The following is a 13,373-nucleotide window of genomic DNA, read 5'->3' as shown; positions in this document are numbered from 1 at the left end:
TATGGCTTTTTCAACACTAAATATAGAAAAAAAAGAATTCCAATTTTTTTGTTCAAATGAATAAAAAAATTGGAATTCTTTTCATTAAAGTTGTTGTAGGAGTTGTTTAGCATTTAACAAGGCAGATTCAGTCACATTATCACTACTTAACATTCTTGCAACTTCATGTATTCGTTCATCTGTTGTTAATTTTTTAACGGCCGTCACTGTTCGTCCTTCTTTTTCATATTTACTAACATGAATATGATGATCGGCAAGTGAAGCAACTTGTGGTAAATGGGTGATACACAGAACTTGCTTTTGCTTAGCAATTTCTTTCATTTTTGAGCCGATACTTGATGCCACTTGACCACTGACCCCCGTATCAATTTCATCAAATATAATGGTAGATATGTATTGCCCTCGATTGAGAATCGTTTTTAAAGCTAACATAATACGAGATAATTCACCACCTGAAGCAACTTTATTCAGTGGTTTCATTGGCTCACCTTTATTTGTACTTAATAAAAACTGAATTTCATAAATTCCATGTGTCGAAAAAATAGTATTAATCATATCATCTGTTTTTAAACGTGTAAATTCAATATCAAACTGAGCATTAAATAATTGAAGGTCTTGTAGTTCAGCAATCAGCTGTGTCTTAATTCTATTTGAGATTTCTAAACGTTTTTGATTTAATGCTTCTCCCGCTTCAATTAAGTGATGATACGCTTTTTCTAAAACTTGATACAAGGAATGCTCATAGTGTTCTGAATCTTCTACCTGCGCTAGTTCAGTTACAATTTGATCATAATAAGCCATGATTTCATCAACTTCTAAACGATATTTACGTTTGAGTTGTTGGAGTTCATTGAGGCGCGATTCAATTTCTTCAAGTTCTTCAGGATAGTAATTCAATTCATCTAATTTAGATGAGATTAAATTAACAAACTCCTCTAACCCATAATAAATATCACCCATTTGCGTCACAGCAGAAGAAAGACTTTCATCAATATTAGCTAAGGTTTGCGTCGCATTATATGCTTGATATAGTCGTTCTACTGCCCCACCGTCGCAATTTAAACCATGTAAAATCTGACCGTATGTTTTGTGAAGCTTATCTGAATTCAATATCAGGTGACGACGCTCTTCTAACTCTTCAAGCTCACCTTTTTTTAAGTTAGCCTTCTCAATTTCATTCTTTTGAAACAGAATTAAATCCAGTCGTTTTTGAATTTCTTCAGCGTTCTTTTTAAAATTAATGTAAGCCTGTTTAGCTTGATTATATTCTTTAAGTGCTTGTTGATAAACGTCGTTCGTTACACTAACTTGCTCCGTTAAATCAAAATTATCAATTAATTGATAGTTATACTCGTTATGGAATAACCGATGCGTATCATGCTGTACGTGAATATCAACTAAAAATTGTCCAATTTCCTTTAATTGATTCGCCGATAATAATTCACCATTAACACGAATCTGACCATTTCCAACTCGTTTAATCGTTCGTTTAACTAATAATTGTTCTTCAACTGGAATATTTTGTTCTAAAAGATAAGCTTTTAATGGCTTATTTTGTTCAATTTCAAAAATACCTTCAATTACTGCCATCTCTTCATGATGACGAATAAGATCAGTTGACGCACGATCGCCGATTAATAAAGAAATAGCATCAATAATAATTGATTTCCCTGCACCTGTTTCACCCGTTAAAACAGTCATATTTTTATTTAAATCTAATTGTAAAGATTCGATAATCGCCATGTTCTGAATTGACAAATGCGATAACATATTAACCACCTACTATAACTGACTATGTGCATCGCTTACGATTTGAATAATATCTTTTTCGTAAACGTTTGTTCGCATATTTTCATTATAGCCTATATGTACTAAAAATTCAATATTTCCTTCTCCCCCTTTAATTGGCGAGTAAGTTAATCCAAGCACACTTAAATCAAGGGCTGTAATAAATTCAAGAATGTCTTGAATAACTTTAATATGTACCTTAGCATCACGAACGATTCCTTTTTTACCAACTTGATCTTTTCCGGCTTCAAATTGAGGTTTAATTAATGCAACAATCTCACCCTCTTTAGCCAGTAATTGCTTTAAGACAGGGAAAATGATTTTTAACGAAATAAATGAAACATCGATACATGCAAACTGAGGAGCTCCAAACTTTAAGTCTTCAGGTGTCATATATCGGAAGTTCGTACGCTCCATGCAAATAACACGCTCATCCTGACGCATCTTCCAATCTAATTGATTGTATCCTACATCAACAGCATACGATAACTTAGCTCCATTTTGCAGGGCACAGTCCGTAAATCCACCTGTTGACGCCCCAATATCGATAATCGTTTTATCGGTTAAATCAATATTAAACGTTTTAATCGCTTTTTCAAGTTTAAATCCTCCGCGGCTAACATATGGACATACATTTCCTTTAAGCGTAATTTTTGCTTCTACAGGCACTTTTTCTCCTGGTTTATCGACGCGTTCTTGATCGACTAAAACAAGACCCGCCATAATTGCACGCTTTGCATTTTCACGTGAATTAAAATATCCTAATTGTGTTAATAACACATCAATACGTTCTTTTTTCATGTTTTTTGACACCGACCTACTTTTTAATTACTTGATTAATTTCTGCTTTAATATCATCTAATGAAAGATGGAGTTCTGCCAGCACCTCTGGGACACTACCATGTTGAACATAAACATCTGGAACTCCTAATCGTTTCACCTTAACTGTTTGGTTTGTTTCATTATAATACTCTAAAATGGCTGTTCCTAGTCCACCAATCATCGCTGACTCTTCATAAACAATGAGCGGAACCTCAAGTTTTGCTAACTCATCTAAAAGACGAGTATCTAGTGGCTTAATGAAGCGGGTATTAATCACTCCAACGTTAATTCCTTCGGCTTCACTTAAATCTTCCGCTAATTGAACTAAATCATCAAGAATCGGTCCCATCGAAAGAAGATAAGCATCTGCTCCTGATTTAAGCGTCGTCCAAGAACCAACAGGTACTGATTGCCACGACTCATAATTTGGTACCACATTGAAAACATCACCACGCGGATAACGAATCGCAACTGGTCCATTAATTTCATATGCCGTATACAATAAATCATACGCTTCTTTCGCATCTTTCGGCATCATGATTGTCATATTGGGAATGGGGCGTAACATTGGAATATCATATAGCCCTTGGTGAGTTTCTCCATCAGCCCCTACAATTCCTGCACGATCCACGCCAAATACAACATTTAAATTTTGTCTTGCAACATCATGGTGAACTTGGTCAAACGCACGCTTAAAAAACGTTGAGTAAATGGAAACAAATGGCTTCATTCCTTGAGTTGCCATTCCACCAGCCATTGTTACCGCATGTTCTTCTGCAATCCCTACATCTATTAATCGATCAGGGTAAAGCATTTGATAATCATTTAATGCTGAGCCATTAATCATAGCAGGTGTAATCACTGAAACGCGTGAGTCATGTTTAGTTAACTCAATTAATCCGTTACACATTAATTTACTCCAAGAAACACAATTTTCTTTTTTATGAACTGAAACTTCACCCGTTTCTTTATTAAACTTCCCAACACCATGCCACGTTCCAACTTTATCTGCTTCTGCAAACGAATAACCTTTTCCCTTTTTCGTTTTCACATGAACAATGACTGGCTTGTCTGCTTTTTTAGCAAAGTTTAAATTTTTAATTAAATCATCTAGATTATGTCCATCTACGGGTCCAAAATACTTGAATCCCATCGCATCAAATGGTGTCTCACCGATAACAAAACGTTTTAAACTTCCTTTCGCACGATACATCACACGATTTAATAATTGCGTATTTTTCAATAACTTTTTCAGACGACGTTTCGTATTTAAGTACGATTCATTCGTACGAATACTTCCAAAAATATTATGAAGCGCCCCTACATTTGGTGAAATGGCCATTTCATTATCATTAATGATGACAATTAAACGTTTATTCGTATGACCGATATGGTTTAATGCCTCATAAGCCATCCCACCTGTTAAGGATCCATCACCAATCACTGCCACTACGTGATAATTTTCATCATTTAAATCTCTAGCATAAGCCATCCCGACTGCTGCTGAAATCGAAGTTGAAGCATGTCCTGTTTCCCAGCAATCATGCTCTGATTCTTTGCGCTTGGGAAAACCAGATAATCCCTTATATTGTCTTAACGTTGAAAATTGATTTGCTCTTCCCGTTAACATTTTATGAATATATACTTGATGTCCAACATCCCAAATGAATTTATCTTCTGGCGAATTAAACACTTTATGCATCGCCACTGTCAACTCTACTACCCCAAGATTTGATGATACATGACCACCTGTTTTTGATAAAGAATCAATCAAAAATGTTCTAATATCCTGACATAACACTTGCATTTCTTTAGTTGACAAATTCTTGATGAATGAAGGATTTGTAATCTTCTCGATGTCATACATCTTAATCACTCCAACCTTGTTTCACATATTTATTATCTGTCATTTTAGATAAAAATTCTATTTTTTTATCTCTTTTTATCATACCATATTTCGACCTTAATTCCTATAAACTACCTCTTCTTTTCCTCGGTAGATCATTGACTTTAAACATAATAAAAGGCGATTATATAAAAATCGCCCCCTAATTTATGCTTGACGTTCTTTGACGTAATCGGTGATCGCCGCTAATAATGAAGTCTCATATGGTAACTCCTCTAATATCGCTAGAGCTGCTTCAATTTCTTCATTGAGCATCACTTTAGCTTCATCTAATGAAGTTAATGAAACATAGGTACTTTTCCCATTTTCCATATCGCTTCCAACATCTTTCCCAATTAAATCACCTTTACCTTCCACATCCAAGATATCATCTTTAATTTGAAAGGCTAATCCAACATGCCCCGCAAATTGACGCAGCAATTGAATCGTCTCTTCAGATGCCTGTGCAATAACAGCTGCGGCAACAATTGAAAACTCGATTAAACGTCCCGTTTTATTGACATGAATCTGCTTTAACTGTTCAAGTGTAATTGGCTTCGTCTCCGCTTCCATATCTAACATTTGTCCAGCTACCATTCCCATAGGCCCAGCTGCCATTGATAACATTGAAACAAGCTCTAAACGTTGTTGTAACGATAAACCTTCATCACTACAAATCACCTTAAACGCATGCGTAAGCAAACTATCTCCAGCTAAAATCGCAGTTGCTTCACCAAACACTTTATGATTAGTTGGTTTTCCACGTCTTAAATCATCATCATCCATAGCAGGTAAGTCATCATGAATAAGTGAATACGTATGAATCATTTCAAGAGCAGAAGCGGTTTGATAACCACAGGTTGCCTCTAATCCTAATGTATCTAAAACAGCAAATAATAAAATTGGTCTTAATCGTTTTCCACCCACAGAAAGCGAATAAAGCATCGATTCTTTTAACTGGTTTGGAATGGCTTCACCTTCAATTAAACTCATCATGTACGCATCGAATGGTGTTTTATGTTTTGCAATATACTGTGCTAACATCTATTATTCCCCCGATACCTCAAAATCAGTCATCGAACCAGTTGGATCCACGAGCTTAGCAACCTCTGATTCAATCTGTTGTAATTTTTGATGGCACTCATTTGAAAGCAACATTCCTTGCTTATATAACTCAATTGAGCGCTCTAATGGTAAGTTTCCTGCTTCTAATTGACGCACGACTTGTTCTAATTGCTGTAATGCTTCATCAAAATTCATTTTTGATTCACTCATTCAAAATCACCCCTTTAATTGCTTTCACTTGGTTGAATTTCTTTGATCGATGCTTTCACGGTTCCATCATCTAAGGCAACTGAAATGATCTGACCTACCCTCATAGATTGAACCGTTGTAATCATCTCTTCATTTTCATCAGTAATCACTGAATATCCTTTTTTCAAAATGGATAATGGATTTAACATCTCAAGTTTCGTTAATAGCACGTGATAGTTTTGCTTATGCTCTGATAGGTGCTCACTCATCAATGCTTTTAACTGTTGAGTTAAAAAGGCGACGTGTTGTTTAGAACTGTCAACCTTGACCATTGGATTAAATTGAATTAATCGATGATAATCCGTTGCAAACTGAGCTTTCCGTTTAGTTAACTGATCTTGTAAAACAAATTGTAACTTATCATTCAATTGATTCACATGCATTAATCGTTGCTCAAATAAAGCATGTGGATTTTTCATAATATAATGATTACTTAGCTGTGCTAATTGATTCTTCTTTTGTTCAAATTGAACATTGAAATTATGATTGAGTCGAACATTTAGTTGATTAAAATGCTTTAACACATCTGGTAAATTGGGAACGGCCATCTCTGCCGCTCCTGTTGGAGTCGGTGCACGATGATCTGCCACAAAATCAGCAATGGTAAAATCTGTTTCATGACCTACGGCTGAAATAATTGGAATTTTTGATTCAAAGATTGCACGAGCTACACCCTCTTTATTAAACGCCCATAAATCCTCAATTGAACCTCCTCCACGACCAACAATTAACGTATCCACCAACTTCATTTCATTCGCTTGTTTAATACATGATACAATCGAAGCTTCTGCCTGTTCACCTTGAACAAGTGCTGGGTACACATAAACTTTGACGAGTGGGAAACGACGTTTAATCGTGGAAAGAATATCACGGATCGCAGCACCTGTGGGTGAAGTAATCACCCCAACCGCCTGGGGGTAAGTTGGGATAGGTTGCTTGAATCTTGCATCAAATAATCCCTCTGCCCCTAAACGCTCTTTCATTTGCGTAAAAGCAACATAAAGATTTCCAACTCCGTCTTCCGTCATTTCTTTAACATACATTGAATAAGAACCGCCCGCTTCATAAACGGTAATATGGCCTTTGACAACCACTTGCATTCCCTCGGTCGGCACAAAAGTTAAATGTGAAGCCGCACTGGCAAACATCACCGCATTAATTTGTGCCTCATCATCTTTTAATGTGAAGTAAAGATGTCCACGTGAATGTCGTTTGACGTTTGATAATTCTCCCTTTAGAAGGAGGTGTTGTAAATTTTTATCATAATCGAATTTTAACTTAATATATTTCGTTAACGCCTTAACGGTTAAGGGTTGTCTCTCCTCCATCGGTTTCACATCCTACTATGCAAAGTGCTTACTAATTTGGTCTAATACTTTATTATTAAAGCTACGTGCTTTTCCATCTCCAGTATCTGAGAATTCTTTTGTTAATTCTACCGCTTCATCGATGATAATTTTATGAGGTGTCTCTTGACAGAATTTCATCTCATATGTTGCTAAGCGTAAAATGGCTTTATCAACTTTATTTAAACGTGAAAAACTCCATCCTTTTAAGTTTTCATCAATGATTTGATCTAAATCTTCTTTATGAGTTAAAACACCGTTTACTAATTCAAAATAGAACTCATCTAATGTAAATTGACGTTCGACTTCAAGAATTTGATGTGGTGTTACTTCTTCAGCCATTAATTCCATAGCTTCTTCTTTTAAACCTTCAACCATCCATTCAACGTTTTCGATGGCTTCTTCTTTGGTCATCTGCCCCACTTCCATTTGGTATAATGTTTGTACTGCAAATTGACGTAATACATGACGAATCACAAAAATCCCTCTTTCTATTCAAATCTTCTAAGTTGCTACAACTATATTGTATACTATTTTTAAAGGTTTCAACTATATATGTTATCATATTTATCAAGAATTTGCCGAAAAAAATAAAAATAAACCACTAAAAGTGGTTTATTTTTTTAATCAAAATCAATCGATACGACATGAACGTAAATTTCAGACGTTTTGACAGATGTCATATGATAAATCATTTGATGAATGTTTTTTTGGATTTTCTCAGCGACTTCATTAATGGCATAACCCACTTTAATACTCACATATACATCAATAACTAATCCATTTTCATCAAATTCAACTTCAACACCATTACGGTGTTTTTTACTATTAAAAGTATCGGCAATTGATTGTGAGATACTTTCAAACATCTTTGAAACCCCTTCAATTTCTGCTGTGGCGTTATGGGCAATCACTTCAAAAACTTGTGAATGAATTTCAATATTCCCAATTTCTTGGTTTGCTTCTTCAATACGATAATATTTTGACACAGCCATCAATATTCTCCTCCAATCATATGCAACTACTATAATAATACTATAGTTTGAACCGTTGTGCAAATACTATCCCATCCATTAAACAAAAACTGTAAAAAATGAATGATTTTGTTTTTTGTCACCTTTTCTCACCTTTCTCATACGATATAGGGACTAGCATTCAAAAGTTAGCCTCGGCTAAGATTTATCAATGGTTGATAGAGAGCCAGAACCCTCTAAATTCCCTTCAGTTCTCCCCTGCTTTTGACGAATCTGCCCATTTTTATAAAATGACACGAAACGATGTGCAAACATACGTTTTATATCATATTTTATACAAGTCAATGAAATAAAAGATCCAAGAGTCAATGAAGAATCACCTTCTCATTCGATTATCTTCTCTTTTATTCCAAAAGTTAGCCATAGCTAAAATATTAATTGGAGTGATGATAATGAAAAAATTAAACGAAGTTGAATGCCAAACGACAGTTAAAGTTACAAAACTCACAGCAACAGGCTTATTACGTGAACGTTTATTAGCATTAGGAATTACGACTGGTGCTTTAATCGATGTCATTAAAAAAGGACCTAAAAACAACCTTACCGTCTATAACATTCGCGGAGCGATGATTGCACTACGAGAAGAGGAAGGAAGTTTAATTATGGTTAAACCCATTCATGATTAATAAGGAGGAATGACTCAATGGGATTGACGTATAGTTCAACTAAAAGGAAGGCTTTACAAGATTTATTTAATATTGATAGACGAGACGACCAATTCGTGATCGCCTTAGCTGGGAATCCGAATACCGGAAAGAGTACAGTCTTTAATACGTTAACAGGACTACATCAACATACCGGAAACTGGCCAGGAAAAACGGTGACCAATGCTCGCGGAGAGTTTAAAACAGCCACCCACGATTATGTCTTAGTGGATCTCCCTGGAACCTATTCTTTATTTGCGACCTCAGAAGAAGAAATCGTGGCTCGTGATTTCATTTGCTTTGGAAAACCCAACCTCGTCGTTGTGGTCACAGACGCCACTGCCTTAGAGCGTAATCTTCATCTGGCCTTTCAAATTATGGAATTAACTGATCGTGTGATTTTATGTGTTAACTTAATCGATGAGGCAAAGAAAAAAGGAATTGTCGTGAATAAAGCGGAAATTGAAGCAGACTTAGGCATTCCAGTTGTTTTAACCTCGGCTCGAAACGGAGTCGGAATCAATGACCTAAAAGCTGCCATCGATCAAGTCATTGATGAAAACTATGACTTTCATCAACAACCTCTGCTGTATAATCAGGAAACTGAAGCTTATGTGAACGAACTGATGCCGCTTCTTGACAAGCAATTCCCCAATCTTAATCCACGCTGGTTAGCCCTTCGTCTCATGGATGGTAATGAGAGCATCTACCAATCTATGAATCAATATTTAAGCTCTGAACAATCTCAATCCCTAACTGAAATTGCTACTCACATCCCATTGCCTCTTAATAAGGAACAAATTCGTGATCACTTAACTGAAGTTAGTTATGCTAAAGCTGAACAAATCAAAAACGATTATGTTTATACACTTGATCAAAAGCAACTCGCACGCGAACGCGATTTAAAAATTGACCGTGTCATCACTTCAAGATGGTTCGGAATCCCACTAATGCTTCTTCTTTTATTGGTAATTTTTTGGTTGACCATCGTAGGTGCGAATGGTCCATCCCAACTACTAGCTAACTTTTTCTCTTGGGTAGAAGGTTATATTGATCAATTCCTAGATTGGATTCACACACCTACTTGGCTTCATAACATGCTTTTATCCGGTGTTTATCAAACCTTAGCAAATGTCGTCTCTGTCATGTTACCGCCAATGGCTATTTTCTTCCCACTCTTCACTTTACTCGAAGATTTAGGCTACCTTCCTCGCGTCGCCTTTAATCTCGATCACTTATTTAAAAAAGCCTGTGCTCATGGGAAACAATGCTTAACCATGTGTATGGGATTTGGATGTAATGCAGCAGGAATTATTGGATGTCGGATTATCGAATCCCCTCGAGAAAAATTGATTGCCATTTTAACCAATAACTTTGTCATTTGCAATGGACGATTTCCCACTATTATCGCGATTGCAAGTGTCTTACTACTCACCTTAAACTTAAACACTTTTCAAAACAGTTTAATGAGCGCACTTGTCGTAAGCTTAATTATTATTTTAGGTGTCATCATTACGCTACTTGTTTCTTATGGGTTATCTAAAACCATTTTAAAAGGAGTTCCCTCATCCTTTACCCTTGAGCTTCCTCCATATCGTACCCCACAAGTAGGACGCATCCTTTATACATCGATTATTGACCGTACCCTCTTCGTGTTAGGACGTGCCATCATGATTGCGGTTCCTGCAGGAATTATCATTTGGTGCATGGCCAATCTCTATATTGGTGACTTAAGCATTTTAACTTATATCGCCAATTTCTTAAATCCGTTTGCCCAATTCATCGGACTAGATGGTTTCATTTTAATGGCTTTTATTCTTGGATTACCTGCTAATGAAATCGTTATCCCTATTCTGTTAATGGCGTATTTATCCAGTGGTTCCATGGTGGAATTTGATAGTATCACGACTTTAAGTCAAATCTTAAAAGATAACGGATGGACATTATTAACTGGACTTAATGTCATGCTGTTTACCTTATGTCATTGGCCTTGTTCGACCACATTAATGACGATCAAAAAAGAAACTGGAAGCTATAAATGGGCAGCCCTCGCGTTTATCATTCCAACTTTAATTGGGATTGCCCTCTGCTTTGTTACCACTGTGATTTTCCATTTATTTGGATGGGCCTAAATGAAACCGAGTCGTTAACCTGACTAATCGCATTTAATTAAGCAAGAGCGACTCTTTTTTATTAAGTCACTTCCTCGTTCATTTTATTAATGGTCTTAAAAACAGAGAGAACAAGAACAATGTCCATGGATAACTAGCCATTACGAAAATAGATAAATACATTTGAAGCGTTTTAATATCGGAGCAAAAGAAAAAGGGTTGTCACACCGCTAACGAAATCAGTTTAGTTAGCAATTTGACAACCACTTAATTTTATTTTTAAGTAGATTCATGACGCTCTTTTAAGTATAGGGCAATAGCGTCTTCATCATGATGACGAATAACATTAGTTGCCACTGCCTTAATTTCATCTACTGCATTTGCTGGAGCGTATGCTTCATCTGCTAGTTCAAACATCGGTAAATCGTTTAAATTATCTCCGAATCCAATAATTTTTTCAAATTCAACATATTTTGCTAATGCTTTAATCCCATTTGCTTTTGAGGCATTAGCACTATATAATTCCATGTATCCAAATCCTTCTTCACGAGTCGGATAATAAGTCGCATTAATTCCTTCAACTTTTTGAACTTGACGATAAGCTTCTTCAATTAACTCTAACTTATCAAAGACAAGTATATTTACAATTTGGTGAGTCGCCACAACAGATTCAAACTCATCAACAGAGGTAAACGTCTTTAGAGTTTTATCTTTACGTTGCTCATAAAAATTTGTTGAAACCGGATTATTAATTTGACGATAAAAGACTGATAATTGATCATCTTTAATGCCGTAAACCATTGGCTCTAATCCTAATTGATCAAAAATTTCTAACGTTTGCTGCGCCGCTACTTTTGAAATATCAACAATCTCAAGATATTTTCTATTTTTTAAATCGTAAATTCCTACTCCATTCATAATGGCGATAGGCATTTGAATATTTAATCCTTCTAATAATTCAATAACTGTAGCATGTGTACGAGCAGTTGCTACTGTAAACTTTACCCCTTTTTCAATTAACTCATTAATAATCGTGCGACTATTTTCAGAGACTTCACTTGCTTTATTTAATAAGGTACCATCTAAATCAGAAACGAATAGTTCCATATCCTCACCCTTCCTTCATGTTGTTATCTATCATTATACTAAAAAAAGACACAAAACGCTATGAGAAAATCATTCGCGCTTTGTGTCACTAACCTTAAAGATTTAGTAAGTTTTTTTGTTTTTATTTGGATGTTCTTGAGTCGCTAATTTATTGGTTGACGCCCACTCATTACTAAATTCAGTTTTTTCTACATGATCACTGCTATTTCCAATTGCTGCTTGACCACACCATTGATTATTTGTTTCTGTTTTTGCTGCTTTTGCTTTAGATTTACAACTCATAATCGTAACCTCACTTTCTTGTCGAAAAACGACACTATTAGTATGAGAAAATGACTTAGAATCATTCGTGTCAGAACAACCCTATAAAGCTTATTTTTTCCTATTAATCAATCACAAATAAAAAAATCATGACATTTGTCATGATTTTTTTATTTCAACATTTTAGGATTTGGATTGCTTAAACTAGCATTCTTTGTTGTTTGAATTGTTTCTGCAATTGTTTGAAGTAGCAAAATCAGTCGCAAACTCTACATTAGCATTTGTGTTTGCATTAGATTTGTTACGGTTAGATTTTGCATTTACATTTGCATTATAGTTTGCTTGATTTTTATTGTTGCTGTTATTATTATTTTTCATTTTGAATTCCTCACTTTCTTTATTGTTGTCTTAAACAACAGTAATAGTATGAGTCCAAAATTCGAAATCATTCTTCTTTTTCAACAGTTCAACGAGGTATTTTATAGAATAATTGGATTATTTTTTTATAAAGAATTAGGCATAATAACCATGAATTTTAATATAACTATGAACACCATCTTTTTGTGATAACGGAAAATCTTTTAAATCATAAGAATGTTGACAGACTAAATAGTCAACAATATTCCCGTACCGATCTAATACTTTTGAAGTCACAATCATCGTGTGTGTTAAAACACCATTCACCCGTTTTTGGACTAAATCCCCAAGTTCAAGTTCATCATATTCACAAAATGAGGCATAAATCCCATAATTTTTTGTCCCTTCTTTATTATTATTTAATAAATAGGTCTCAAATGGTTGAGCTGCCGTCCAAGAGGGTGTCCGTGAGTAATCACTGTACCAATACCATTTCGTTGTCACATCTCGCCCTGATTCATCAAATGGGATATCTCCTGCATGCAAACACTGAGAAATATAATTCGTACAATCACCCCCATATTTTTCATAATCATGATACACAGGATTTCGCCCTAACGCCCATGCTCTAGCATAATCAATAGCTTTCTGACGCTCATAACGTTTAAGTTGCACCACTATCACTCCTTTCTATATAACCTTAT

General features: G+C 35.4%; 14 protein-coding genes. 2 read left to right on the top strand and 12 right to left on the bottom strand.

Going from position 1 to position 13,373, the window contains the following annotated elements:
* Nucleotides 1-84 precede the first annotated feature (84 nt).
* The 8 genes from recN to AT726_RS11565 all read right to left on the bottom strand — a co-directional run bounded on the left by recN (nucleotide 85) and on the right by AT726_RS11565 (nucleotide 8,150).
* A complete protein-coding gene (recN, locus tag AT726_RS11600; RefSeq protein ID WP_068759634.1) occupies nucleotides 85-1,770 on the bottom strand; it encodes a DNA repair protein RecN in 1,686 nt (561 codons plus the stop codon).
* A 12-nt stretch (nucleotides 1,771-1,782) separates the two neighbouring features.
* Nucleotides 1,783-2,589: a TlyA family RNA methyltransferase gene (locus AT726_RS11595; RefSeq protein ID WP_068759633.1), complete on the bottom strand. Its 807-nt coding sequence runs from the start codon at nucleotides 2,587-2,589 to the stop codon at nucleotides 1,783-1,785.
* 16 nt (nucleotides 2,590-2,605) lie between these two features.
* On the bottom strand, nucleotides 2,606-4,477 hold the full coding sequence (gene dxs / locus AT726_RS11590) for a 1-deoxy-D-xylulose-5-phosphate synthase (protein WP_055275443.1): 1,872 nt from the start codon (nucleotides 4,475-4,477) through the stop codon (nucleotides 2,606-2,608).
* Nucleotides 4,478-4,663: 186 nt separating this feature from the next.
* A complete protein-coding gene (locus tag AT726_RS11585) occupies nucleotides 4,664-5,539 on the bottom strand; it encodes a polyprenyl synthetase family protein (protein ID WP_055243448.1) in 876 nt (291 codons plus the stop codon).
* A gap of 3 nt (nucleotides 5,540-5,542) precedes the next feature.
* Nucleotides 5,543-5,770 carry an exodeoxyribonuclease VII small subunit gene (xseB, locus tag AT726_RS11580; RefSeq protein ID WP_055275441.1) on the bottom strand — a complete coding sequence of 76 codons (228 nt, stop codon included), beginning with the start codon at nucleotides 5,768-5,770 and terminating at the stop codon, nucleotides 5,543-5,545.
* Between the two features lie 14 nt (nucleotides 5,771-5,784).
* Nucleotides 5,785-7,137, bottom strand: a complete 1,353-nt coding sequence (gene xseA / locus AT726_RS11575; protein WP_068759632.1) for an exodeoxyribonuclease VII large subunit — start codon at nucleotides 7,135-7,137, stop codon at nucleotides 5,785-5,787.
* Between the two features lie 15 nt (nucleotides 7,138-7,152).
* The gene (gene nusB / locus AT726_RS11570) at nucleotides 7,153-7,632 is read right to left on the bottom strand and encodes a transcription antitermination factor NusB (RefSeq protein ID WP_055243445.1); all 480 of its coding nucleotides are present in this window, start codon (nucleotides 7,630-7,632) and stop codon (nucleotides 7,153-7,155) included.
* A 146-nt stretch (nucleotides 7,633-7,778) separates the two neighbouring features.
* Nucleotides 7,779-8,150, bottom strand: coding sequence for an Asp23/Gls24 family envelope stress response protein (locus AT726_RS11565; RefSeq protein ID WP_055243444.1), 372 nt, complete (start codon nucleotides 8,148-8,150; stop codon nucleotides 7,779-7,781).
* Between the two features lie 431 nt (nucleotides 8,151-8,581).
* Between AT726_RS11565 and AT726_RS11560 the strand changes: the two genes are divergently transcribed.
* Nucleotides 8,582-8,815 (top strand): FeoA family protein, encoded by a 234-nt coding sequence (locus tag AT726_RS11560; RefSeq protein WP_055243443.1) that lies wholly within the window; start codon nucleotides 8,582-8,584, stop codon nucleotides 8,813-8,815.
* Between the two features lie 17 nt (nucleotides 8,816-8,832).
* The gene (gene feoB / locus AT726_RS11555) at nucleotides 8,833-10,965 is read left to right on the top strand and encodes a ferrous iron transport protein B (protein WP_068759631.1); all 2,133 of its coding nucleotides are present in this window, start codon (nucleotides 8,833-8,835) and stop codon (nucleotides 10,963-10,965) included.
* Between the two features lie 258 nt (nucleotides 10,966-11,223).
* Here feoB and AT726_RS11550 read toward each other — a convergent pair whose 3' ends face one another.
* The 4 genes from AT726_RS11550 to AT726_RS11540 all read right to left on the bottom strand — a co-directional run bounded on the left by AT726_RS11550 (nucleotide 11,224) and on the right by AT726_RS11540 (nucleotide 13,344).
* Nucleotides 11,224-12,051, bottom strand: a complete 828-nt coding sequence (locus AT726_RS11550; protein ID WP_068759630.1) for a Cof-type HAD-IIB family hydrolase — start codon at nucleotides 12,049-12,051, stop codon at nucleotides 11,224-11,226.
* A gap of 102 nt (nucleotides 12,052-12,153) precedes the next feature.
* Nucleotides 12,154-12,333, bottom strand: coding sequence for a hypothetical protein (locus tag AT726_RS11545; protein WP_055243440.1), 180 nt, complete (start codon nucleotides 12,331-12,333; stop codon nucleotides 12,154-12,156).
* 183 nt (nucleotides 12,334-12,516) lie between these two features.
* Nucleotides 12,517-12,690 (bottom strand): hypothetical protein, encoded by a 174-nt coding sequence (locus AT726_RS13080; protein ID WP_172678165.1) that lies wholly within the window; start codon nucleotides 12,688-12,690, stop codon nucleotides 12,517-12,519.
* A gap of 135 nt (nucleotides 12,691-12,825) precedes the next feature.
* Nucleotides 12,826-13,344, bottom strand: a complete 519-nt coding sequence (locus AT726_RS11540) for an amidase domain-containing protein (protein ID WP_055245327.1) — start codon at nucleotides 13,342-13,344, stop codon at nucleotides 12,826-12,828.
* Nucleotides 13,345-13,373: the final 29 nt, after the last annotated feature.

The organism is Turicibacter sp. H121 (assembly GCF_001543345.1).
Lineage (GTDB): Bacteria > Bacillota_I > Bacilli_A > MOL361 > Turicibacteraceae > Turicibacter > Turicibacter bilis.
Note: the sequence above shows the minus strand (reverse complement) of the source record. Positions and strands in the feature narration are given on the sequence as shown.

What these genes read in the sequence shown, in the direction of transcription:
- AT726_RS11550 (WP_068759630.1), bottom strand. Translation starts at nt 12,051, where the DNA reads ATGGAACTATTCGTTTCTGATTTAGATGGTACCTTATTAAATAAAGCA.
- dxs (WP_055275443.1), bottom strand. Translation starts at nt 4,477, where the DNA reads ATGTATGACATCGAGAAGATTACAAATCCTTCATTCATCAAGAATTTG.
- xseA (WP_068759632.1), bottom strand. Translation starts at nt 7,137, where the DNA reads ATGGAGGAGAGACAACCCTTAACCGTTAAGGCGTTAACGAAATATATT.
- AT726_RS13080 (WP_172678165.1), bottom strand. Translation starts at nt 12,690, where the DNA reads ATGAAAAATAATAATAACAGCAACAATAAAAATCAAGCAAACTATAAT.
- feoB (WP_068759631.1), top strand. Translation starts at nt 8,833, where the DNA reads ATGGGATTGACGTATAGTTCAACTAAAAGGAAGGCTTTACAAGATTTA.
- AT726_RS11595 (WP_068759633.1), bottom strand. Translation starts at nt 2,589, where the DNA reads ATGAAAAAAGAACGTATTGATGTGTTATTAACACAATTAGGATATTTT.
- xseB (WP_055275441.1), bottom strand. Translation starts at nt 5,770, where the DNA reads ATGAGTGAATCAAAAATGAATTTTGATGAAGCATTACAGCAATTAGAA.
- recN (WP_068759634.1), bottom strand. Translation starts at nt 1,770, where the DNA reads ATGTTATCGCATTTGTCAATTCAGAACATGGCGATTATCGAATCTTTA.
- AT726_RS11560 (WP_055243443.1), top strand. Translation starts at nt 8,582, where the DNA reads ATGAAAAAATTAAACGAAGTTGAATGCCAAACGACAGTTAAAGTTACA.
- AT726_RS11565 (WP_055243444.1), bottom strand. Translation starts at nt 8,150, where the DNA reads ATGGCTGTGTCAAAATATTATCGTATTGAAGAAGCAAACCAAGAAATT.
- AT726_RS11585 (WP_055243448.1), bottom strand. Translation starts at nt 5,539, where the DNA reads ATGTTAGCACAGTATATTGCAAAACATAAAACACCATTCGATGCGTAC.
- AT726_RS11545 (WP_055243440.1), bottom strand. Translation starts at nt 12,333, where the DNA reads ATGAGTTGTAAATCTAAAGCAAAAGCAGCAAAAACAGAAACAAATAAT.